Annotated in this window: 23 protein-coding genes and 1 other RNA gene; 14 read left to right on the top strand and 10 right to left on the bottom strand. The window is 49.1% G+C overall.

Annotated features, from left to right (window positions below):
* Positions 1-70: 70 nt before the first annotated feature.
* Entirely contained in the window at positions 71-328 is a 258-nt protein-coding gene (locus L2713_RS04330; RefSeq protein ID WP_086902750.1) for a hypothetical protein, read from the top strand.
* A 40-nt stretch (positions 329-368) separates the two neighbouring features.
* Here the strand turns inward: L2713_RS04330 and L2713_RS04325 are convergent, their stop codons facing one another.
* From L2713_RS04325 to L2713_RS04315, 3 genes are all read right to left on the bottom strand, one after another.
* The gene (locus L2713_RS04325; RefSeq protein ID WP_086902751.1) at positions 369-575 is read right to left on the bottom strand and encodes a hypothetical protein; all 207 of its coding nucleotides are present in this window, start codon (positions 573-575) and stop codon (positions 369-371) included.
* A gap of 144 nt (positions 576-719) precedes the next feature.
* Positions 720-2,210, bottom strand: coding sequence for an FMN-binding glutamate synthase family protein (locus L2713_RS04320; protein WP_248967056.1), 1,491 nt, complete (start codon positions 2,208-2,210; stop codon positions 720-722).
* A gap of 11 nt (positions 2,211-2,221) precedes the next feature.
* A complete protein-coding gene (locus L2713_RS04315) occupies positions 2,222-2,815 on the bottom strand; it encodes a SixA phosphatase family protein (protein WP_248967055.1) in 594 nt (197 codons plus the stop codon).
* Between the two features lie 168 nt (positions 2,816-2,983).
* On the opposite strand from L2713_RS04315, the gene L2713_RS04310 reads away from it, so the two are divergent.
* From L2713_RS04310 to L2713_RS04300, 3 genes are all read left to right on the top strand, one after another.
* Positions 2,984-3,592: a DUF5610 domain-containing protein gene (locus tag L2713_RS04310; RefSeq protein ID WP_248967054.1), complete on the top strand. Its 609-nt coding sequence runs from the start codon at positions 2,984-2,986 to the stop codon at positions 3,590-3,592.
* A 129-nt stretch (positions 3,593-3,721) separates the two neighbouring features.
* The gene (locus L2713_RS04305; RefSeq protein ID WP_248967053.1) at positions 3,722-4,471 is read left to right on the top strand and encodes a ferredoxin--NADP reductase; all 750 of its coding nucleotides are present in this window, start codon (positions 3,722-3,724) and stop codon (positions 4,469-4,471) included.
* A gap of 70 nt (positions 4,472-4,541) precedes the next feature.
* Positions 4,542-5,138: a glutathione S-transferase gene (locus tag L2713_RS04300; protein ID WP_011718305.1), complete on the top strand. Its 597-nt coding sequence runs from the start codon at positions 4,542-4,544 to the stop codon at positions 5,136-5,138.
* A 7-nt stretch (positions 5,139-5,145) separates the two neighbouring features.
* Here L2713_RS04300 and L2713_RS04295 read toward each other — a convergent pair whose 3' ends face one another.
* Positions 5,146-5,568, bottom strand: coding sequence for a hypothetical protein (locus L2713_RS04295; RefSeq protein WP_086902757.1), 423 nt, complete (start codon positions 5,566-5,568; stop codon positions 5,146-5,148).
* 218 nt (positions 5,569-5,786) lie between these two features.
* On the opposite strand from L2713_RS04295, the gene L2713_RS04290 reads away from it, so the two are divergent.
* The 5 genes from L2713_RS04290 to L2713_RS04270 all read left to right on the top strand — a co-directional run bounded on the left by L2713_RS04290 (position 5,787) and on the right by L2713_RS04270 (position 12,552).
* Positions 5,787-6,794, top strand: coding sequence for a Fe(3+) ABC transporter substrate-binding protein (locus L2713_RS04290; protein WP_248967052.1), 1,008 nt, complete (start codon positions 5,787-5,789; stop codon positions 6,792-6,794).
* 77 nt (positions 6,795-6,871) lie between these two features.
* Positions 6,872-8,506 carry an ABC transporter permease gene (locus L2713_RS04285; protein ID WP_248967051.1) on the top strand — a complete coding sequence of 545 codons (1,635 nt, stop codon included), beginning with the start codon at positions 6,872-6,874 and terminating at the stop codon, positions 8,504-8,506.
* Positions 8,503-9,552 carry an ABC transporter ATP-binding protein gene (locus L2713_RS04280; RefSeq protein ID WP_248967050.1) on the top strand — a complete coding sequence of 350 codons (1,050 nt, stop codon included), beginning with the start codon at positions 8,503-8,505 and terminating at the stop codon, positions 9,550-9,552. The genes L2713_RS04285 and L2713_RS04280 overlap by 4 nt, the downstream gene beginning before the upstream one ends.
* 139 nt (positions 9,553-9,691) lie before the next feature.
* On the top strand, positions 9,692-11,404 hold the full coding sequence (gene ggt, locus L2713_RS04275) for a gamma-glutamyltransferase (RefSeq protein ID WP_248967049.1): 1,713 nt from the start codon (positions 9,692-9,694) through the stop codon (positions 11,402-11,404).
* A gap of 206 nt (positions 11,405-11,610) precedes the next feature.
* The gene (locus L2713_RS04270; RefSeq protein ID WP_011624076.1) at positions 11,611-12,552 is read left to right on the top strand and encodes a Dyp-type peroxidase; all 942 of its coding nucleotides are present in this window, start codon (positions 11,611-11,613) and stop codon (positions 12,550-12,552) included.
* 64 nt (positions 12,553-12,616) lie between these two features.
* Here L2713_RS04270 and L2713_RS04265 read toward each other — a convergent pair whose 3' ends face one another.
* A complete protein-coding gene (locus L2713_RS04265; protein ID WP_248967048.1) occupies positions 12,617-13,519 on the bottom strand; it encodes a LysR family transcriptional regulator in 903 nt (300 codons plus the stop codon).
* Between the two features lie 103 nt (positions 13,520-13,622).
* Between L2713_RS04265 and L2713_RS04260 the strand changes: the two genes are divergently transcribed.
* Positions 13,623-14,255 carry an NAD(P)-dependent oxidoreductase gene (locus L2713_RS04260; protein ID WP_248967047.1) on the top strand — a complete coding sequence of 211 codons (633 nt, stop codon included), beginning with the start codon at positions 13,623-13,625 and terminating at the stop codon, positions 14,253-14,255.
* A gap of 196 nt (positions 14,256-14,451) precedes the next feature.
* Here the strand turns inward: L2713_RS04260 and argR are convergent, their stop codons facing one another.
* Positions 14,452-14,922, bottom strand: coding sequence for a transcriptional regulator ArgR (gene argR, locus L2713_RS04255; RefSeq protein ID WP_011624073.1), 471 nt, complete (start codon positions 14,920-14,922; stop codon positions 14,452-14,454).
* A gap of 290 nt (positions 14,923-15,212) precedes the next feature.
* Between argR and mdh the strand changes: the two genes are divergently transcribed.
* Positions 15,213-16,148: a malate dehydrogenase gene (gene mdh, locus L2713_RS04250; RefSeq protein ID WP_011718296.1), complete on the top strand. Its 936-nt coding sequence runs from the start codon at positions 15,213-15,215 to the stop codon at positions 16,146-16,148.
* A gap of 79 nt (positions 16,149-16,227) precedes the next feature.
* On the opposite strand, the gene L2713_RS04245 is transcribed toward mdh, so the two are convergent.
* Positions 16,228-16,617 (bottom strand): thiol-disulfide oxidoreductase DCC family protein, encoded by a 390-nt coding sequence (locus tag L2713_RS04245; RefSeq protein ID WP_248967046.1) that lies wholly within the window; start codon positions 16,615-16,617, stop codon positions 16,228-16,230.
* Between the two features lie 210 nt (positions 16,618-16,827).
* Between L2713_RS04245 and folM the strand changes: the two genes are divergently transcribed.
* Positions 16,828-17,547 (top strand): dihydromonapterin reductase, encoded by a 720-nt coding sequence (folM, locus tag L2713_RS04240; protein WP_248967045.1) that lies wholly within the window; start codon positions 16,828-16,830, stop codon positions 17,545-17,547.
* A 109-nt stretch (positions 17,548-17,656) separates the two neighbouring features.
* Here the strand turns inward: folM and L2713_RS04235 are convergent, their stop codons facing one another.
* The 3 genes from L2713_RS04235 to L2713_RS04225 all read right to left on the bottom strand — a co-directional run bounded on the left by L2713_RS04235 (position 17,657) and on the right by L2713_RS04225 (position 18,970).
* A complete protein-coding gene (locus L2713_RS04235; RefSeq protein WP_248967044.1) occupies positions 17,657-18,364 on the bottom strand; it encodes a 5-formyltetrahydrofolate cyclo-ligase in 708 nt (235 codons plus the stop codon).
* Between the two features lie 7 nt (positions 18,365-18,371).
* A non-coding RNA gene (gene ssrS, locus L2713_RS04230) (6S RNA) lies at positions 18,372-18,552 on the bottom strand.
* A 115-nt stretch (positions 18,553-18,667) separates the two neighbouring features.
* The gene (locus L2713_RS04225) at positions 18,668-18,970 is read right to left on the bottom strand and encodes a cell division protein ZapA (protein ID WP_089066961.1); all 303 of its coding nucleotides are present in this window, start codon (positions 18,968-18,970) and stop codon (positions 18,668-18,670) included.
* Between the two features lie 225 nt (positions 18,971-19,195).
* Between L2713_RS04225 and L2713_RS04220 the strand changes: the two genes are divergently transcribed.
* Positions 19,196-19,771: a UPF0149 family protein gene (locus L2713_RS04220; RefSeq protein ID WP_089066962.1), complete on the top strand. Its 576-nt coding sequence runs from the start codon at positions 19,196-19,198 to the stop codon at positions 19,769-19,771.
* A gap of 105 nt (positions 19,772-19,876) precedes the next feature.
* Complete coding sequence (ubiH, locus tag L2713_RS04215; RefSeq protein WP_248967043.1) at positions 19,877-21,100, top strand: 2-octaprenyl-6-methoxyphenyl hydroxylase; 1,224 nt, start codon at positions 19,877-19,879, stop codon at positions 21,098-21,100.
* Positions 21,101-21,112 lie beyond the last annotated feature (12 nt).

Below are 21,112 nucleotides of genomic sequence, written 5' to 3'. Positions count from 1 at the left end.
AATTCAGTTTTTATTCAGGTTCGGCTCTCTATACTCAAATCCAAGCAAATAATGATAAGAGGTGCTTGGCATGGAAAATATGGCATTAAGAGTCAATATTGAAGGCAGAGAAGAGAAAGTAAGCACAGACTGGTTTGCGATTATGGCAACCCTTAAAAAACGCGGTGTGGATTATGATTCGCTACAACGCATTCACGCAGAGTTAAATGCAGGCCTTAAAGTGACCACAAGACGTTTAACTCTGGCAAAATTGAATCAAGAACTTGAATTAGCTGGGATTATCCGTAAAACCAATGAATATAATGCAGATATTCGTGGTGGGTATTAGAGAGTATCACTGCTGAAACAAAACAAGGGAATATAAGAAATTATATTCCCTTTGGTTTTTCTGCCTTCCAACCTTCACACAACAGATTGAATTTGGTGGTCGATTCGTCGATTCGCGTGAGCCGAATGACTTGGCCTTCACGAAAACACACTAGTTCGCCTTCGATCTCGGTCAAGCGATTACAGCTCTTACAGCTTGTGCTGGCAGTCTTACTGTCGGGCATATGGCTTACAAAGCTTGCTTTCACAGTGTTTCCTTAACTTAATATGCAGTTGTTTAATCTCATGCGTGCATCACGGATCTTACCCCTTTTGTGATACGCATTCAAATTACCTCTTGCTAAATTAACTTTAGACTAAAGTCGTACAAAATGCATACAGAGTTAGGTTACTTATTGATTGATATGGGAATAGTACTTATCCAATGAAACCGACAAACCGCTCTCGAGTACAATCCTCACATGGGATGGCTTGAGTTGTCTTGGCTCTGTCACACCGCAGGAGTGGGCTATCAAGGCTAAATCGTGGTGCAGGTTATGGTTATAGTTGGCGACACGCGTCGATTTATCTCTAGGAGCAAGACCTTGCTGGAGTTTCTTATTGTGAGTCGTGATACCCGTTGGACAGGTATCTTTGTTGCATTGCAGTGCTTGAATACATCCGAGGGCAAACATATTGCCACGGGCTGAGGCGATAAAGTCCGCACCTAAGGCCAGCGCCCAAGCCACCCGCGATGGCACTATGAGTTTACCCGAGGCGATCACTTTAATGCGTTTACGTAGCCCACGCTGAATTAAGATATTCACCAGTATGGGCAGGCTTTCCTTGAGTGGCAGTCCCACATAATCCATTAAGGGTTGAGGGGCGGCGCCTGTGCCGCCATCGGCACTGTCTAAGGTAAAAAAGTCCGGGGCGGATGCTTCGCCACGGCGCTCAATTTCATCGCAAAAATCTTCGAGCCATTGCACGTCCCCAAGTACGGCCTTAATGCCGGTGGGTTTACCCGTGACCTCACGCACTCTGGCAATCATATCCAGAATGTCAGCCACATTTTTAAACTCGATATGACCATTGGGGCTTATGGAATCATGGCCCTGCGGGATACCGCGAATTTTGGCGATCTCCTCGGTGACTTTGATTCCCGGTAAGATACCGCCCTTGCCTGGTTTGGCGCCTTGGCTCATTTTGATTTCAAACATTTTAACTTCAGGGTGTGCGGCGATCTCTTTGAGCTTGTCATCGTCTAAATGGCCGTGCTCATTACGTACACCATATTTAGCGGTACCAATTTGAAAGACTAAGTCGCAGCCACCTTTTAAATGATAAGGACTTAAGCCACCTTCACCGGTATTTAACCAACATCCCGCCTGCGCTGCGCCGTGGGATAAGGCGGTGACGGCAGGGCGTGATAGGGCGCCGAAGCTCATGGCGGAGATATGGCAAATGGCCTTAGTGGTGTAAGGCTCACGGCAATGGGGGCCAATGGTTTGAGGCAGAATTGGAGTGATATCTTCATCTTGAGTCGGAAAGGCGGTATTCATAAACATGATGGCGCCCGTGCTGTCTAGTGGGCGTGTCGACCCAAAGGCGATGGTTCTGTCGACATTTTTCGCGGCGCGATATACCCAGCTCCGCTCGGCGCGGTTAAAGGGCAATTCTTCCCTGTCCTGTGCGAAAAAATATTGTCTAAAAAACTCACCTTGTTTCTCAAATAAATACCGAAAGCGACCTATCACAGGGTAGTTGTGGCGCACGGCCTGTTTGGTTTGTAGCTTGTCGGCGATGTACATATAGACGACAGCGAGGGCGCCTAAACCAATGAGAATTAAAAAGAGTCCTGAGAAGAGATCCAGTCCCCACATAAACCAATTGAGTTCTTGCATCTTGTTATCCTCTATTCGTGTCCATAACGGGTGGAGATAAGGCTCGCTGGCTGTCCATCATGGATGGAGAGTAAAAACAGCTGGCTGTAATCATCTTCTGCGATGGTGGGGATTTCAGGGCCGCCAAGGGCCTTGATGATCAGTGGGACGGTATTGGAATGCCCCGCGATTAAGCTGTTACCTTTAACGGCATGTACTTGTTCAACTATCTGCTGAATATGGACTTCGATTAGTTTTTCTGCTGCGACCACGGTAATGGGTAAATGCCGCTCCGCAGACATAGGCAATAAGGTTTGCTGGGTTCTTTGATATTGGGTCGCGATCAGTTGCGAGATCTGTGTCCTTTGCAAGGCGCTAACCAGCGCGAGGGCACGTGCATGGCCATCATCTGAAAGTGTAGGATCGCCTGCTGGAGCTTCGGCTTTTTCGGCATGTCTCACCAAAATAATCAATCGATTATCGGCAAAAGCTTGATTGTTGGCGCTGAGTCCAATGCTAGTAAAGAGTAACAGGCCTAACAGCTGAGTGTGTAATAGCCGAGGGGCATTGAAGCTGTTGATGCGTAAGGAGTGGGTAACAGCTGTTAACCATTGGGGAATTGCCATGCCGTATATCCTTATCTAATGGGGTATGCAAGTGTGACACTGAGGCGAGTAGATTCATCATGGGTATCATTGCCTTAGGTTGTGATGGTACTGCAATTTATAAAATTACTAAAGTTGCTCAATTTTTGGTCGATAATAAAGTCATCCCAAATTGAATGGATTAGCATCATGGAAATCAACAACCCTGCACAGGTACAGACTCCTTCTACGCCCCATAAGAAGTATGCTGACAATGCCGCTGCTAATAGTGAAAAGACGAAAAATGTGGAAGCGCCCGGCAAACAGACTGCATACCAAACCAGTAAGCAGCTAATGAACCAGGCTATTTTGTCGGCACAGGAAGAAGTGAGTCTAAAATCCGGTGATCAATCCATGGCGTTACTTTATCGCGCGGCAATTGAAGCGATAGATAAAGAATTAGCGCCTTCGATGGGGCCAAATGCGACTCAAACTAACTATGACAATCAGGTCGATTATTCTCCCGAGGCGACGGCCGATAGGATTGTGAGTTTTGCGACGCAATTTTTTAGCATTCACCAACAGCAAAATTCGAATATGAGTCTAAATGATCAGCTCGACAGTTTTATGGGCATCATAGGTGGCGCTATCGATAATGGCTTTAAGGAGGCGCGAGATATTTTGTCTGGCCTTAAAGTGCTGCAAGGGGATATCGCCGATGGCGTCGATAAAACCTATGGATTGGTGCAAGAGGGATTGCAGGCCTTCCGAGATAGCTTCAATAAGAAACCAGATGAGACACAAATGGCTAGCGCATAATGTCCCGCGCTTAGCACTCAATGTTGTTGCCATTTCCCTTGTCTTAAGCCCCTTGCAATAAGGGGTTTTTGTTGCGCAGAGAACAGTCTATGCTAGGGGTCTATTTAACGTTTTGCTTGAGGGCGAGTTATGTGGACTAGGGGACGTGTTATTGAACGTATTGATTGGAGTGATAAATTATTTTCGCTGCGGATAGCGGCCGAACTGGCGCCCTTTATTCCGGGTCAATTTATTAAACTCAGTCAGCTGCAAGATGATAAGCGTGTCGCTAGAGCCTATTCCCTGGTTAATTCCCCCGATAAACCCTATGCCGAAATCTTGGCTGTGGCCGTAGAAGAGGGCCAGTTATCCCCACAATTACAAAATCTTGCCATCGGGGATGAAATCGAGATCACCCCCACAGCCACAGGCTTTATGACTTTAGATGAGATCCCTAAGGGGGAAGGGCAAGGCCGTCACTTATGGCTGTTAGCCACGGGCACGGCCGTGGGGCCATTCTTATCTATGCTCGATACAGCCGAGCCTTGGCAGCGTTTCGAAAAAGTCGTACTCGTCTATGGTGTCCGCGAAGCTAAAGATTTAGCTTACCTTGATAAATTAAAGGCTTATTCGGTGCAATATCCTGATCAGTTTATCCTGTGTTTAACCGTCACCCGTGAAAAGCTTGACGATGCACTGCAATGTCGTATCCCCGATGGCTTAGTCTCGGGAGAGATTGAAGCTAAAGTCGGTTTAGCGCTCAGCGCGGCGGATTCACAGGTAATGATTTGTGGTAATCCGGGGATGATCAGTGGCGCACAGGCCGCGTTGCTCGACAAGGGACTCGCAAAGAATTTACGCCGCGCTCCGGGACAAATTACCGTCGAGAAGTATTGGTAATTGGTTGAGTGTTAATGACAAATAATTAGTCTTAATCGTTTTAATGTCAGTCATATAGAAGGATTTTTTGATGAAGTTGCTCTGCTCCCTCGCTTCACCCTATGCTCGCTGTGTTCGCACATTAATCCGTTATTTAGGGATTAAGGATATCGAAGAAGTCTTAGTCAATCCGATGGAAAACACCGCCGAGCTGCTCGATGTTAACCCGCTTGGGCAGATCCCTTGCCTCATCACCAACGATGGTGTGCCTATCTTCGATAGCGAAGTGATTATGCGCTATTTAGACGCCGAATTAGGTGAGCAGCAGATGTTCGGTGGCCAAGTGAATAATTGGGTATTACAGTGCCAATATTCGATGATCAAAGGTCTTATCGATAGCGCAGTAAAATTGCGCCAAGAACAAATGCGTGAAGAGGAAGGGGTAAGATCGGCCTTTTGGACATCGCGTTTTGAGCAAGCGCTGCTGCGTGGTTTGATGCAAATGGAACATCAGAGCGTGATCACTCAGGCAACGATTCAGGCGCCACAATTAGCCTTAATTTGCTTATTAGATTATGTGGATTTCAGACATCCAGAGCTTGATTGGCGTAAAGTGGCTCCCGCGACCTCGCTCTGGTTTAGTGAGATGCGCGATCTCCCAGCGTTTGTGGAAACTCGCCCAGCGTAAAAGGCGTTTAATGGTCTGTCGAGCGGCGGCCTCTATGGGTCTCACGGCGATTATGTTCACCAAACGCGCCGTAGAGATCCTTCGTTATGCCGTAATCGACCCTACGATCATTACCCGTTTGGCGTCTATCATCATAGTGTTGATAGCGGCATTGGCAATTGGCCATAGTGCATTCTTCCATGGGAAGCTCAGGGGCTTCCTTCGATAGAAAACGTTTCCCTTTGAGCTCATCTACCTGATCACAACAACTGCCGTCATTTTCGATACTGACACAGTGGAAGCGGCGATCTTGCCCTGCAACTCGTTGATTTTTATTTTTTGCGGTTTCCATGAGTTTGACAAAGTGCTTGCGCTTTTTAGGGCCTCGCTTGAGTGTCAGCAATGCGAGTAGCGCTACCGCGATGACCAGCAGTAGTAAAACGCCCAACATACCGCCTCCTCATGTATTTTAAGCGAATTAAGGTTCAGTTTAGTTTGGTTTGAGATAATCACCAGTTTTAAGTTTTATTTCATTAAAAACAAAAAGTTAATCAACCTATTGCCCTAGTTCATTTGATCTATTACTCTTGCGCAACTGATAACTATTATCATTAATAGTCTTAAGAATTGACTCACGCTTGCTGTCATCATTTTGGGGAGAAATCGCGAATGAAATGGGTAACTTGTGCCGCTTTACTTGGGTTAATGTCGGTTGCGAATTCGGCTAGCGCTGATGAGACATTAACCGTTTACTCCTACCGTCAGCCGTTTCTGGTTGAACCTATTCTGAAGCGCTTTACGGAGGAAACGGGCATTGGGGTCAATTTTGTCTTTGCGAAAGACGGTATTGCCGAGCGTATCGCCCGCGAAGGCCGTTTATCCCCTGCGGATTTAGTGTTAACTTCAGATTTCTCTCGCTTGGTTGAATTGGTCGACAAAGACCTGACGGCTCCCGTGAAAAGTGAGCAGCTCAATAGCAATATCCCCGCGCAATACCGCGATCCCGATGGACAATGGTATGCCTTAACGATGCGTGTGCGTAATCTCTATACGGCAAAAGATCGCCTCGGCCCACAAGCCATCAGCTACGAAGAGTTGGCCGATCCTAAGTACAAAGGCAAGATCTGTACGCGCAGTGGTAAGCACCCTTATAACATCGCCTTAGTGGCGTCTATGATCGCCCACCACGGTGAGGCCGACACTAAGACTTGGTTGCAAGGTGTGAAAACCAACTTAGCACGCAAGCCTCAAGGTAACGATAGGGCGCAGGTGAAGGCGGTTAAAGAGGGCTTATGTGATATCGCCATTGGTAACAGCTACTACTATGGCAATATGCTGCAAGATCCAGAGCAAAAGAGCTGGGCAGAGGCAGTGGTGATTAACTTCCCGAACCAAGCCGATCGCGGTGCCCATGTGAACGTTTCTGGTATGGTGCTCACTCGCCATGCGCCGAATAAAGACAATGCAATCAAGTTGATGGAGTTTCTGTCTGCGGATGTGGCACAAAAAGCCTATGCCGAAGTGAACATGGAGTATCCAGTCAAAGCCGATGTCGCGCCTTCAACCTTGGTCGCCTCTTGGGGCGAGTTTAAATCCGACCAATTACCGATTTTCAAACTGGCGGAATACCATCAAGCGGCGGTGAAACTGTTAGATGAAGTTCAGTTCGATCTCTAGTTGAGCGCTTATAACGACTAGAAATAGTAAAAGTGAAAAGTGCGCCTTGATTGGCGCACTTAGGTTAAAGGATCCACATGATTTTAGGATTAGCCAGAAGCTGGTCGCTTACTGGTTATGCCATAGCCGCGCTACTGGTGTTACCCCTCTTTGCGTTAATTCTTCAGGCGGCGCAGCCCGATGAGGCCGTCTTTGGTCATCTGCTCTCCACTGTATTACCTACTTATATCTCCAACAGCCTATGGTTGATCCTGTGGGTGAGTATTGGTTCACTCTTGTTGGCACTGCCCTGCGCTTGGTTAATGGCGCGCTGTGAGTTTGTTGCTAGGCGTTATCTGCAATGGGCATTATTGCTCCCCTTGGCCATGCCTGCCTACATTGTTGCCTACGTATATACCGATTTACTCGATTACGCCGGCCCAGTACAAACTGGGCTTCGTTCTGTGTTTGGTTGGAGTTCACCGCAGGATTACTTTTTCCCCGATATTCGTACCTTAGGCGGCGCGGCATGTGTGTTGTCGCTGGTGCTCTTTCCCTATATTTATCTGTTGGCGCGCACCGCGTTTATGGAGCAATCCCTAAGCTTGGCCCACGCCTCGAGAATTATGGGCTGCTCGCCGTGGCAGAGTTTTTGGCGTTTATCTTTGCCAATGGCAAGGCCCGCCTTGGCCGTGGGCGTAGCCTTAGTGGCGATGGAGACCGCGGCGGATTTTGCTACGGTTAACTACTTTGCCGTACCAACCCTGACCACTGCCGTGTACGACACTTGGCTGGGTTATGGCAATTTGACTGCGGCGGCTAAGCTCTCGGCCATTATTCTCTTGGTAGTGTTTAGTCTGATTGGAATGGAACGTTTTGCTCGCCGTAAGCAGCAGTTATTCCAAAAGCAGTCCCGTATTCAAGCGAGCGATTTATATCGGCTCTCACCGATGCAAACCCTGTTTGCTCTCGGCTATTGCATCACCTTGTTAGTGCTGGCCTTTGTGCTGCCAAGCGGGATTTTACTCTCCTATGCCATCGATTATTTTGAGCAGAGCTGGGATCCGATTTTCTGGCAATTGAGCGTGAATAGCTTGAGCCTCGCACTCATCACTAGCCTAGTGTGCTGCACGATTGCATTGATATTGATGTTTATTCGCCGCGTGAGCCCAAGGTCGAGCGATGCGCTGCCATCACGCTTAGCATCGACTGGCTATGCCTTGCCTGGCACAGTGCTCGCCATTGGCGTATTGGTGCCATTAACCCTGCTCGATTTTGCAATCAATGACGTAGCCGATTGGTTGGGGATGACAGGCCCTGGGCTCCTGCTTACGGGCAGTACGGCCGCACTGGTTTTTGCCTTTTGTGTGCGCTTTGTGGCTATCGCTATCGGCAGTGTTGAGACCAGCTATAAACGCATTTCGCCGTCACTGGACATGGTGAGTCTGACTCTGGGGCAGAGCCCAAGACGACTATTGCAAAGAGTGCATTTACCGCTACTCACCAAAGGCTTATTTGCTGGGGCGTTGTTGGTATTTATCGAAAGCATGAAAGAATTACCGGCGGCATTGTTGTTGCGTCCCATAGGGTTTGAGAATCTTGCGACCCATGTCTTCCAGTTTGTCTCAGACGAAAAGCTTGAACATGGCGCCTTGCCCGCTATTGTGATTGTGCTCGTGGGCTTAGTCCCGCTGATTTATTTAAACCGTTCCTTGGAGCAAGATAGCCGATGACCAGCACCCTCAATCTTCATCAAGTTCATAGCGATTATCAGGGCCAACAGGTACTCAAAGGCTTAGATTTAACCTTGGCTCAAGGGGAAATCCTTGCGCTGTTAGGCCCAAGTGGCTGCGGCAAAACGACTTTGCTGAGGGCGGTTGCAGGATTGCAGGCCATCAGCCAAGGTGAAATTAAAATCAATGGCAAGACGGTTAGCGGCGCAGGGCAATTTGTGCCGAGTGAGCAACGGGGGATCGGGATGATTTTCCAAGACTATGCCTTGTTCCCCCATTTGACCGTCGCCGAGAATATTCTCTTTGGTGTGGCAAAACTAACGCCTGCGCAGCGCAAGGCGCGGTTAGATGACATGCTCGGCCTAGTGAAGCTCGAAGGGTTAGCCAAACGCTATCCCCATGAGCTATCCGGCGGACAGCAGCAGCGGGTGTCGATTGCCCGCGCACTAGCCTATGAGCCGCAATTACTGTTACTCGATGAGCCTTTTTCGAATATCGATGCCCAAGTGCGCCACAGCATGATGGCGGAGATCCGCAGCATACTCAAACAGCGTAATGTCAGCGCGGTATTTGTGACCCACAGTAAGGATGAGGCCTTCGTCTTTGCCGATACCTTGGCTATTTTCAACCAAGGCGTGATAGTGCAGCATGGCCGCGCCGAGGACTTATATGCCGCGCCCAATAGCCGCTATGTGGCGGATTTTCTTGGCAGTGGTAACTACTTACCCGCCGAAGTGCTCGATGGCCATAGTGTTGCCACCCCGATTGGTGAGCTGCGCAGCCTGACGCCCTTGTCGCAATCCCATGCTTTCAATGGCCAAGTGTTTTTGCGGCCACAGCAATTGGCGCTTAGCGCCGATGATGCGGGTGTGGGGACCATTACCGAGCGGCGCTTCCTCGGGGCATTTTGCCATTATTGGGTGAAAGTCGAGGCGGCGTCCCACGCCCATTATGTTGAAGTGCGCAGTCAAATCATGCAGTTGAATGTTGGCCAGCGAGTGGGGTTAAGCACTGAGCCACATTCTCTGGTGCTGTTTGAGTCTTAAGCAGGCCGCAGAGGATATGTCACTGTATCAGCATAAAGTATGACATCTTTGCTTACGTTTAACTTGGGCAAAAAACCTCTAGATTGCTGATATTTTCAGCCTTCCTTGTTACCTTAATTCCTCCAGAGTGGGAGGAATTATGATAAAAACAATAAAATCAATTTGTACCTTAGTCACAGTGGCGACAGCAATGTCGTCATCGGGAGTATTGGCCATGGATAGGATAACGGGTAAAGCCTTTGCGACGCGCTCAGAAGTGTATGCCACCCATGGGATGGCGGCGACCAGCCAACCGCTGGCGACACAGGTGGCGATTGATGTGTTAAAACAGGGCGGCAGTGCTGTGGATGCGGCGATTGCGGCCAATGCCATGCTGGGCTTAGTCGAGCCTACTGGTGCCGGGGTTGGCGGCGATTTATTTGCCATTGTCTGGAGCGCTAAAGATAAAAAGCTCTATGGCCTCAATGCCTCGGGTCGTAGCCCCAAATCCTTAACCCTAGAGAAGCTTAAATCCCTCGGCTTAGATTACTTACCGCCCTTTGGGCCGCTGCCTGTATCGGTTCCCGGCGCGGTGGATGGATGGTTCGAGCTGCACGATAAGTTCGGCAAACTGCCGATGGCCGATAATTTAGCGCCAGCGATTCGTTATGCCCGCGAAGGCTTCCCCGTTTCTGAGCTGATTGCTTATTATCTTAATGGCAGTGGTAAAAAACTCGGTCAATTCCCCGGTTTTAAAGAAACCTATATGCCCAATGGCAAAATGCCTGCGGTAGGAGAAATCTTCAAAAATCCTGCATTAGCAAACACCTACGAGAAAATTGCCAAGGGCGGTCGCGACGCATTCTATAAGGGCGACATTGCCAAGAGCATAGATAAATACATGAAGGCTCAAGGCGGTTACCTCAGTTATGAAGACCTAGCCAGCCATACTAGCGACTGGGTTGAACCCGTATCAGCCAACTACCGTGGCTATGATGTGTGGGAATTGCCGCCCAATGGGCAGGGGATTGCTGCACTACAGATCTTAAAAACCATGGAGCCCTTCGATGTCGCGGCCATGGGCTTTAACAGCCCCGAATATGTGCATTTATTCGTAGAGGCTAAAAAACTTGCCTTTGCCGACCGCGCGAAATTCTATGCCGATATGGCCTTTAACAAAGTGCCTGTTAAAGAGCTGATTTCGCAGCAATACAATTACGATCGCGCCAAACTTATCGACTTAAACAAGGCGGCTAAGAGTGTCGATGCGGGTAATCCTGCGCTGCAACATGGGGATACTGTGTATCTCACTACCGCGGATAAAGACGGCAATATGGTGTCGCTGATCCAGAGTAACTACCGCGGCATGGGCTCAGGTATGACGCCACCGGATCTCGGTTTTGTACTGCAGGATCGCGGGCAGATGTTCGATCTCACCGAAGGTCGTTTCAACACCTACGCGCCTGGTAAGCGCCCCTTCCATACCATTATTCCCGCCTTTGTAACTAAAGACGGTAAACCTTGGCTAAGTTTTGGGGTGATGGGCGGTGCAACGCAGCCGCAAATGCACGCGCAGATCATTGTTAATCTGATTGATTTTAAAATGAACTTGCAAGAAGCGGGCGATGCCCCCAGAATTTTGCACACAGGTTCGACCGAGCCTACGGGCGAGGTGATGAATGACGGTGGCTATGTGAGCTTAGAATCAGGCTTCCCCGTTGAAACTCGCCGTGAGCTGATTAAGAAAGGCCATGTGCTCCGCGATGGGCTTGGTGATTTTGGCGGATATCAAGCCATTGGTTTTAATGCGGAAACGGGCGTTTACCGCGGCGCCTCCGAAAGCCGTAAAGACGGTTATGCCGCGGGTTACTAAGGCATAATTTGCTTGCGGCGTAATGAGCGCCGAAGCTTGCGTAAGACTGATTGACGAGGCGTAATGGCCTCGTCAATTTTTATATTCCAGTCTACAAACGTGTTTACATTACAAAGACGGACAAACTGTGCGTTACTTAATGTCATTTTCAGGTAAAGTTGCGGATAATATTGCCGAAAATGAATCGACAAAAGGGTGATAACCAGATGGATATTCAAAATATGCCGCGTGAACAGTTGGGTGTGTGTGCAGAGGGAAACTTACATAGCGTCTATTTGATGTTTAATGCGAGCGACAACGATAACGTTGAATCGCAATTGCGTCCCTGTATTGCCAACGTTGCGCAGTATATTTATGAGTTGACGGATCAATATTCCGACAGCGCATTCAATGGTTTTGTGGGCATAGGCGCCAACTATTGGGACAGCCTCTATCCCGATGCTCGCCCCGAAATGCTCAAACCATTCCCAGCGATGCAAGCGGGTAACCGTGAGGCGCCTGCGATCGAATACGATCTGTTTGTGCATATTCGCTGCGACCGCTACGACATTTTGCATTTAGTCGCCAACGAAATCAGCCAAATGTTCGAAGACTTAGTCGAGTTAGTCGAAGAGGAGCGCGGCTTTAGATTTATGGATAGTCGCGATTTAACGGGCTTTGTGGATGGCACCGAAAATCCTAAAGGACGCCATCGTCAAGAGGTCGCCTTAGTCGGGGATGAAGATCCTGAATTTAAAGGCGGCAGCTACATTCACGTGCAAAAGTACGCCCACAACTTGAGTAAGTGGCATAGATTACCGCTTAAAAAGCAAGAAGATATTATCGGTCGTACCAAGCAAGACAATATCGAATACGAGTCCGAAGATAAGCCATTAACCAGCCATATCAAGCGGGTAAACCTCAAGGATGACAACGGCAAGTCGATTGAGATTTTGCGCCAGAGCATGCCTTACGGTTCGCTCAAGGAGCAGGGGCTGATGTTTATTTCAACCTGCCGTACGCCAGAGCACTTCGAGAAGATGCTCCACAGCATGGTGTTTGGTGATGGCGCGGGTAATCACGACCATTTGATGCACTTCACCAGCGCCTTGACGGGCTCTTCTTTCTTCGCCCCAAGCTTAGATTTTTTGATGCAATTCGATAATTAAGCCTGCGTAAAACCTTAGATAACGCACTGAGCCTTAAAGCCTCAGTGCGTTTTTGTTTGTGGGCTTAGCTCGATGCCGTCCACTTGCTGAAATCCTGCTGCCACTGCTGGGCGGTAAAATCGATAAAGGCGCGCACTAGCGCTTGTTGATAACTGCGGGAGAGATACACAGCCCAAAGGGTTTGCCCTGGCGCCGTGTATTCGGGGAGCACTTCTTGTAGTTGGCCGCTGGCCAGATAGGGATTGGCTAAGTCGCAGGGCAAGTAGGCAATCCCATGTCCGCGCAACGCGGCGCTGACAAGCACTCCCATTTCATTCGCCATCAGATTCCCCATAGGTTTAATCAGCTCACTCTGTTGCTCCTTGAGTAGCTGCCAATGTTGCTGCGAATTATGGATAAGGCAATTATGGCGGAGCAGATCGTTAGGGACGGTTAAAGGCTCGGCTTGAGCCAAGTAACTGGGTGCGGCACACAGCACGGCATCTATGCTCATCAGTTTGCGGGCAATCAAATTCTCATCGGGCTGCTCGGTATAGCGCAGTGCCACGTCCACCCGCTCATCCACTAATTGAGCAAAACTGTCTGACATTAACAGCTGAATATTGACCTTGGGGTGTAATTTTATAAAGCGATCGACCACATCAAACAGACTGTGTTGCCCAAGCCCGACGGGCGTGGCAATACGAATACTGCCTACTAATTCGGTGTTATGACTATGGGCGCGGCTTTCCATTGCGGCGACTTCGCTCAGCACTCGCTGACAATATTGCAGTGCTTCTTCACCCTGCAGAGTGAGGCTCACGCTGCGGGTCGTGCGGTGCAGTAAACGTAAACTCAGCCACTGCTCAATTTCTTGAATATGACGTGAAACCTGTAGGCGACTCAGATCGAGGTGTTCTGCGGCCTTAGTAAAGCTGCCACAGTTGGCCACTTCGATAAAGCTACGCATGGCGGCGATTTTATCCATTAGTATCTCAATCTGAAACAATCATGCTCATTTATCGATATTTATCACGTGAAGTGTCGCAAGTAAACTGGTCTCAATTTAAATCAGTAGCGAGACTTATCAAATGAAAATTGCAGTATTAGGTGCATCAGGTTGGATTGGCGGAACCATTTTTAACGAGGCGCAGAGCCGTGGTCATGAAGTGGTTGCCTTAGTGCGTGACCCAAGCAAGCTTGGTGAAACGCCAGCAGAAGTGCGTAGTGTTGACCTGACTCAGCCATTAACCGCTGAAACCTTTGCAGGCGTGGATGTGTTAATTGCTTCAGTGGGCGGCCGCGCCGAGCAGAATCACGGCTTAGTGGCGAAAACAGTTAATAATCTATTAGCCGTGTTGCCACAGGCTAAAGTGCCACGTTTATTGTGGGTTGGTGGTGCGGGGAGTTTAGAAGTCGCGCCGGGAGTGACCTTAGTGTCTACGCCAGATTTCCCGCCCGCTTATAAGGATGAGGCCTTGGCTCAAGGTGAGGCATTGAAGGCATTTCGCGCCGCCAATACTACTGTTAACTGGACTTTTGTTAGCCCAGCGGCAGAAATCTACCCAGGCGCCAGCGAAGGCCCTTACCGTTTAGGTGGCGATAGCTTCTTTACCGATGCGAATGGCCAGAGCAAGATTTCAGTAGCCGACTACGCCAAAGCGATGCTCGATGAAGCAGAAAAAGCGGCGCATCTTAATCAAAGGATCAGTGTGGCCTACTAAGGCTGACGAACTGTGGCTGAGTGCTCAGGTTTGTAAGCTTGGGGTGACGAGTGTTTGTTCTCGGTGTGCGTCATCCAAACCAACAGATAGGTCTTATTCTGTAACGTAATCGGGACACCAGCCCTGAAACGAGGGCAATGTTGGACTGAAAAGCGTACAGATAAAACAGAACAGGTCAGCAAGCTGACCTGTTTTTTTATTCTGCGTAGTTGAATAAAGATTTGATGGTTTCCAAGGTATCGGCGATATCTTGGATGCTGGATGGACAGATAAAGATAGTGTCGTCTCCGGCAATGGTCCCCAAAATCCCTTCAGGTTTACCGATGGAATCCAATAAACGGGCAATTAATTGCGCGGCGCCAGGGCTGGTGCGAACGACAATCATGGCTTGGTTATGGTCAACATCGAGTACTAAGTTCTTTAACGGGCTGCCTGCGGTAGGCACGCCGAGTTCGGCGGGTAAGCAATAAACCATCTCCTGCTTAGCGTTGCGGGTGCGCACTGCACCGAACTTGCTCAGCATCCGAGACACTTTCGATTGGTTAATATTGCTAAAGCCTTCTGCTTGTAAAGCGGCGACAATTTCACTCTGGGAGCCAAAGCGCTCCTCTTTTAAAATCGCCTTAAAAATTCTAACAAGGTCATCCTGATTCTTGGTCGTTTGCATAGTCTTATTCTTTATTCAAAAAAACAGGCGTATTTTGAATAGTTTTGGTCAAAGTGTCAACAAATAACCATTATGACTGAATAAAAATGCAAATTACGGATGGCTAGATAGCCGTGTTGTCGGTATTGATATTGAACTAGAGTAAATATTCAACATTGGAATGCTCAGTTTCGCTAAAACTTTGTCTCCACGACTAAGGGATAATTGAAATTAACGTGACATTCCAGTAATGTGACGCCAACGGAAATTAGATCCATGTCACACATATCCGAGAAATAACGGAGATAACTATGAAAGTTGCTGTACTTGGTGCTGCTGGTGGTATCGGCCAGGCTCTCGCCCTACTGTTAAAAACTCAATTACCTGCGGGTTCTAAACTGTCTCTATACGATATCGCACCGGTTACTCCGGGTGTTGCGGTTGACTTGAGCCACATCCCTACTGCGGTAGAAATCAAAGGTTTTGCTGGTGAAGATCCAACGCCTGCACTGGAAGGTGCTGACGTTGTTCTAATTTCTGCTGGTGTTGCGCGTAAGCCTGGTATGGATCGTTCAGATCTGTTCAACATCAACGCAGGTATCGTGCGTAACCTGATCGAGAAAGTGGCAGTAACTTGCCCTAAAGCGTTAGTGGGTATCATCACTAACCCAGTAAACACTACTGTTGCTATCGCGGCTGAAGTGTTGAAGAAAGCGGGTGTTTACGACAAGAACCGTCTGTTCGGTGTGACTACTCTGGACGTTATCCGTTCTGAAACTTTTATCGCTGAATTAAAAGGCTTAAACGTTGCTGACGTTAAAGTGAACGTAATCGGCGGCCACAGCGGTGTGACTATTCTGCCATTACTGTCTCAAGTTGAAGGCGTGACTTTCTCTGATGAAGAAGTGGCTTCTCTGACCAAGCGTATCCAAAACGCGGGTACTGAAGTGGTTGAAGCTAAAGCCGGTGGCGGAAGCGCGACTCTGTCTATGGGTCAAGCGGCTTGCCGTTTCGGTATGTCTCTGGTTCGTGGTCTGCAAGGCGAAGCTAACATCGTTGAATGTGCTTACGTTGACGGCGGCAGCGAGCACGCTGAATTCTTCGCTCAACCAGTGCTGTTAGGCAAAAACGGTATCGAAAAAGTACTGCCTTACGGTGAAGTGAGCGCATTCGAAGCTAACGCCCGTGATTCTATGTTAGATACGCTGAAAGGTGATATCAAACTAGGCGTTGATTTCGTTAAGTAATCCATCTGGATTATCAGAAAACGGAGCCCAATGGCTCCGTTTTTTTATGGGCTAAATGTGAGTCTTTACTTGAGGCTAGTTACTTAGGCAGTTGGCATTGATTGTCGCAACGCGCCTTGCCTGTCAGTAAATAAGAGATGCGGTATCTGTGCTTGGCAAATCTCAGGTAGCACCAATCCGCAATAGGTTTGATAAGTGGTAAGCGTAGCATCTGCACCCAAGGGCGCGTACCCGTTAATCCCCAAGCTTTGCAGGTGACATCGAGCCCAAGCAAAATCTCCCCCGACGCCGTCTCACCATGCAGAATGGCATTGGCGTACTCTTTATCGATATAGCCGAAGCGAGCGCCAAAATGCTCGGCATTAAGATCCACAAGCTCGATGCGATCATCGGGATCGCGCGCTTTAAGCTGACGCATTTCGGCGCTACATAAAGGGCAATTGCCGTCGTAAAAAATCCGCAGTTCCATAGGGCTTCCTCGATTAAGCTGGCCTTGAGTATACGCGGGCGCCATCATTTTAGATCTAAATCATGCAGCATTTAATGCCTTTATGATTAGGCGCAGGACGATAAAGACAGTAACATTCTGTGTATTACACTGTTTTATTGATGATTTGGCTAACTAGATTTGCCCTACATTGAACACATAAGCCCGTACTCGGCAAATAACAGGATGAATATGACAGCTCCCATTATTATCACTGGTGTGGGTAAACGCATTGGCTACGCCCTCGCGAAACACTTGCTCGCCCAAGGGCACAAGGTGATTGGCACCTATCGCAGCCATTATCCCAGCATCGATGAGTTGCAGTCTTTGGGCGCGACTCTAATCCAATGCGACTTCTACGATAATGCGCAGCTGCAAACCCTGATTGAGCAATTGAGCCAATATCCCAAAATCCGCGCCATTATCCATAATGCCTCTGACTGGCTGCCAGACAACAGCCCAAGCCTTGCCGCCCATGAAGTCATGCAGCGCATGATGCAGGTGCACGTGAGCGTGCCCTATCAAATGAACTTGGCCTTTGCCTCACAGCTGCGAGCGGGAGCCGAGGGCGAGATTGGCGCCAGCGATATTATCCATTTCACCGATTATGTGGCCGAAAAGGGCAGCGCCAAGCACATGGCTTACGCGGCCAGTAAGGCGGCACTGGATAACTTAACCTTATCCTTTGCGGCAAAATTGGCACCTGAGATCAAAGTGAATGCGATTGCGCCGGCAATGATCCTCTTTAATCCAAGCGATGATGAAGCCTACCGGCAAAAGACCTTGGCTAAGGCCATCTTGCCAAAAGAAGCTGGAAATCAGGAGATTATCGCCTTAGTGGATTATCTATTGGCGAGCCGCTACGTTACAGGGCGTAGCCACAATGTCGATGGTGGGCGGCATTTAAAGTAAGGCGGCGTAATAGCAGTGAACTTAATCAAGTACTGAGTTTAAAAAAGTCACTGGATTTAAACGATTAGCAGGGTTTAAACGAGTAGCTGGGCTGATTCAACTAAAGGGCCTAGTCGAACAGCCATTCGCGGCTTGGGGTGATAATAGTCGGTAAGGGCACATCCCAATGTTCGCATGGCAGGCTCGGTACTTGTTGGCAATCATGGGCATACCCCATGGGCAGTGGTTTGCCTTTGCTGTGCCAATTAGCTAGCGTTCTGTCGTAATAGCCGCCGCCCATGCCCATACGATTACCTTGGATATCAAAGGCAACCAACGGGGTGATCACCACATCGAGTCGCTCAATCGGCATAACGTTACGCACATCTAGCCGAGGCTCTAAAATACCAAATTGATTCGGCAGCATTGGCGAGTCGGCGTGGTAATGTAAAAACAATAATTGCCCAGCATTAAAGGGGTGGAGCCGTGGCAGATAGGTGTGAATCCCCTGTTGCCAAAGCGCTTCGATAAGCGGAGCGGTTGCCAGTTCACCATCGTGGGTGAGGTAAAGTGCGACATGTTGGGCATTCAGCGCGTTAAGTTTTTCGAGCATTCGCTGACCCGCGGCAAGGCTTGCCTCTGCCTGCTGCTCTGTCGAAAGCGAGCGGCGAGCTAAGCGGATCTGTTTACGCAATTCGGCGCGGCTTAGCGTTGGGCTTAGGCTTAGCGTTGGACTTAGAGTTGGGCTTAGCGACTGGGTATCAATTGCAGACTGAGTACCGTGTGGCCCCTTGACTGTTGGGGCCGAAGTGTTCGAGACAGGTGAAGTGATAGACATAAATAAGATGCTCCCCAGAATGCCGCTACCGGTGTAGCCCTTGAACCGTAGGTTCAAGGCGGGTAAATGATTACCTCCTAAGGCTTCTCGGTACGAGCCGAGCATGCTCAATGTCAGTAAAGCATTCACCCTGAGATCAAAATTATCGGCACAGGGACATTACCAGTTGGCCTGCACCCCAGGGAGCAAAAACGGTATTGAATCGCTAAAATCTTGGCTTAAAAAGTATAGGCCAGTTTAGCCATTCACTGTGCAACTCTTCTCAGATAGATGGTGCTTGGCACCGAGTGGCACAGTCTAAATCTATTTGGTTGAACGCTCAACTAAGGCGTTTTCCAAGGTTGACTGCAACAGGCTGATGCGGTCATCCATTTGTTTCATATAGTGCTTATTCTTTTGCTTTTCTTGGTACAACTCGTGTCCAATATTCAGCGCCGCCATAATAGCAATTTCTTCGCGGCTTAAGCTGTTGGTGCGATTTTTCATCGAGATGAGCTGTTGCTCAACACCTTGCGCCACAACGCGTAGGGCATCTTCCTGACCTTTCGGGCAGGCGATAGAGTAGGTGCGCCCCAGTAGGGTGATTTCAACTGCACTATTACTCATTCGAAGATGATCCTTTCGTTGGCATCGATAGGGCGGACTATATAGGGCTGATATTAAAAGTGCAAGGTGAGCCGCCGATGGATTGCACATTCGCCGTTTTGTTTGCTGCTTGTGTGAGCAGTTGCCGGAATTTTTATCTTCGCCCCCAAGAATGCCGGATCAGAGTTGGTTCAAGTCTTTATCTCTGCTAGCATTGCTGCTGGAAAATTCTGATTGGAACCTGATATGGCTACCCCTCCTTCGTTACGTATCGACAGCTTAAAAATCGCCCTCGATGCGGCTGAAATTGGTCAGCATCCCGTGGAAGTGCACGGTGCCCTTGTGGGGTTAATCTGCGGTGGCGTAGATCAAACTGGCGATCTGTGGATTAAACCTTTATTTGACCTGATGAATGATGGTCAACCTTTACCAGCGCCTCTGCATCAATTGGTGTGTGAGCTATTCCAAGACTCGGTTGCCCGTTTAGGCGACTTTGAGTTTGGCTTTATGCCACTGCTTCCCGAAGAGGAAGAACCGTTAAGTCAACGCGTTGAAGCGTTATCACTGTGGACGCAAAGCTTCTTAACCGGCATCGCGATTATCCAGCCAAAGCTGAATAAAGCCTCGGCCGAAGTGCGTGAAGTGATCAAAGATCTGGCGGAGATTGCTCAGGTTGAGTTTGACGTGACCGAAGATGAAGAATCGGAAACGGCTTACACTGAGTTGCTGGAGTTTGTCCGTATTGCCGCCATTTTGTGTTACTCCGAGTTTGGCCCAGAGCCGAGCCACGGAGAGGGCGACGATCCTGCGGTGATCCACTAATCGTAGAAAGAGAAAGGCGGAACGATTCCGCCTTTAATGAGTTTCAAATCTAACATCCTGATGGCGAAACGCTTTTAGCCATGCCATAGCTTGAATGAGAACCCCATGACGGTAGCAGAGCACATGGATAATTCAGTTCAAAATGTCGATATTGCCATTGTTGGTGGCGCCATGGCGGGGGCGACCCTTGCGCTGGCCTTAGCGCGTTTGTCTGGCACTGAAAAACCTTTATCTATTGCCTTAATCGAGGCGCATCTTCCCGATAATAGCCACCCCGGCTTTGACGCCCGCTCCATCGCCATTGCCCATGGTTCCATCTTCGAGTTATCCCGTTTAGGTTTATGGCCGAAACTGGCGCATTTAGGCACGGCGATTAGGGATATCCACGTATCCGATCGCGGCCATTTTGGGATGACGGAACTCAACGCCAGTCAGTTTCACTTAGATGCGCTGGGCCAAGTGGTCGAGCTTGAAAGAGTTGGCCAAGTGCTCTTTAGCGAGCTTCATAAAACTCAGGTTAAGCTGTATTGCCCTGCCAAACTGTCAGAGTTAATTCCGGCTAACGAGAGTCACACCTTAGTGCTCGATTCCGGCGAGCGGATTTGCGCCAAGCTGGTGGTTGCGGCCGATGGCTTGCAGTCCAAGGTGCGCAGCAGTTTTAATCTGCCCATTACCCAAGTGGCGTTTGAGCAAACCGCGATTATCGCTAATCTGCAAACCGATAAGCCGCATCAGCACTGGGCTTATGAACGCTTTACCGAGACTGGCCCACTGGCATTATTACCGATGGCTGATAGCCAAGGCCAACCACGTTTATCCCTCGTCTGGGCACTCGATAATCACCGCGCGCAAGCGATGCTCACCGCGCCCAAGGCCGAGTTTTTAGCTGCGTTGCAGCAAGCCTTTGGCTATCGCGCAGGCCAGTTTATCGACGTTAGTGAGCGCCATGCTTATCCGTTAAACCTGTCCTACATGCCAAGGCCGATTCACCATAGATGTGTGTTTATCGGCAATGCGGCGCAGACTCTGCACCCAATTGCGGGGCAGGGGTTTAACTTGGGCCTTCGGGATGTCGTCAGCCTGCTCGATGTGCTGCAACTAGCGCTGGCGCAGGGCGAAGATATCGGCGGTGTCGCCGTTACCCATGGCTATTTGCAGGTCCGTGAGGCGGATAGAAACAGCACTATTCGCAATATTGAATTTTTAGTCCGTGGCTTCTCTAACCAATATTGGCCTTTGGCCCTTGGGCGTAATCTGGGATTGCGTCTGTTATCTTGGTTCCCGCCACTGAAAACCCCCGTCGCGCAGAAGGCGATGGGCTGGAAATAATCATTACTGGTA

The organism is Shewanella seohaensis (assembly GCF_023283775.1).
In the GTDB taxonomy this organism is placed as follows: domain Bacteria; phylum Pseudomonadota; class Gammaproteobacteria; order Enterobacterales; family Shewanellaceae; genus Shewanella; species Shewanella seohaensis.
Note: the sequence above shows the minus strand (reverse complement) of the source record. Positions and strands in the feature narration are given on the sequence as shown.

Bases quoted from the DNA above. Each gene is read 5' to 3' on its own strand.
- L2713_RS04225 (WP_089066961.1), bottom strand. From the start codon at position 18,970: ATGAGTAATAGTGCAGTTGAAATCACCCTACTGGGGCGCACCTACTCT.
- L2713_RS04330 (WP_086902750.1), top strand. From the start codon at position 71: ATGGAAAATATGGCATTAAGAGTCAATATTGAAGGCAGAGAAGAGAAA.
- L2713_RS04265 (WP_248967048.1), bottom strand. From the start codon at position 13,519: ATGGATAAAATCGCCGCCATGCGTAGCTTTATCGAAGTGGCCAACTGT.
- L2713_RS04260 (WP_248967047.1), top strand. From the start codon at position 13,623: ATGAAAATTGCAGTATTAGGTGCATCAGGTTGGATTGGCGGAACCATT.
- L2713_RS04280 (WP_248967050.1), top strand. From the start codon at position 8,503: ATGACCAGCACCCTCAATCTTCATCAAGTTCATAGCGATTATCAGGGC.
- argR (WP_011624073.1), bottom strand. From the start codon at position 14,922: ATGCAAACGACCAAGAATCAGGATGACCTTGTTAGAATTTTTAAGGCG.
- ggt (WP_248967049.1), top strand. From the start codon at position 9,692: ATGATAAAAACAATAAAATCAATTTGTACCTTAGTCACAGTGGCGACA.
- L2713_RS04270 (WP_011624076.1), top strand. From the start codon at position 11,611: ATGGATATTCAAAATATGCCGCGTGAACAGTTGGGTGTGTGTGCAGAG.
- L2713_RS04310 (WP_248967054.1), top strand. From the start codon at position 2,984: ATGGAAATCAACAACCCTGCACAGGTACAGACTCCTTCTACGCCCCAT.
- L2713_RS04220 (WP_089066962.1), top strand. From the start codon at position 19,196: ATGGCTACCCCTCCTTCGTTACGTATCGACAGCTTAAAAATCGCCCTC.
- L2713_RS04295 (WP_086902757.1), bottom strand. From the start codon at position 5,568: ATGTTGGGCGTTTTACTACTGCTGGTCATCGCGGTAGCGCTACTCGCA.
- mdh (WP_011718296.1), top strand. From the start codon at position 15,213: ATGAAAGTTGCTGTACTTGGTGCTGCTGGTGGTATCGGCCAGGCTCTC.
- ubiH (WP_248967043.1), top strand. From the start codon at position 19,877: ATGACGGTAGCAGAGCACATGGATAATTCAGTTCAAAATGTCGATATT.
- L2713_RS04235 (WP_248967044.1), bottom strand. From the start codon at position 18,364: ATGTCTATCACTTCACCTGTCTCGAACACTTCGGCCCCAACAGTCAAG.
- L2713_RS04305 (WP_248967053.1), top strand. From the start codon at position 3,722: ATGTGGACTAGGGGACGTGTTATTGAACGTATTGATTGGAGTGATAAA.
- L2713_RS04285 (WP_248967051.1), top strand. From the start codon at position 6,872: ATGATTTTAGGATTAGCCAGAAGCTGGTCGCTTACTGGTTATGCCATA.
- folM (WP_248967045.1), top strand. From the start codon at position 16,828: ATGACAGCTCCCATTATTATCACTGGTGTGGGTAAACGCATTGGCTAC.
- L2713_RS04300 (WP_011718305.1), top strand. From the start codon at position 4,542: ATGAAGTTGCTCTGCTCCCTCGCTTCACCCTATGCTCGCTGTGTTCGC.
- L2713_RS04320 (WP_248967056.1), bottom strand. From the start codon at position 2,210: ATGCAAGAACTCAATTGGTTTATGTGGGGACTGGATCTCTTCTCAGGA.
- L2713_RS04245 (WP_248967046.1), bottom strand. From the start codon at position 16,617: ATGGAACTGCGGATTTTTTACGACGGCAATTGCCCTTTATGTAGCGCC.
- L2713_RS04290 (WP_248967052.1), top strand. From the start codon at position 5,787: ATGAAATGGGTAACTTGTGCCGCTTTACTTGGGTTAATGTCGGTTGCG.
- L2713_RS04315 (WP_248967055.1), bottom strand. From the start codon at position 2,815: ATGGCAATTCCCCAATGGTTAACAGCTGTTACCCACTCCTTACGCATC.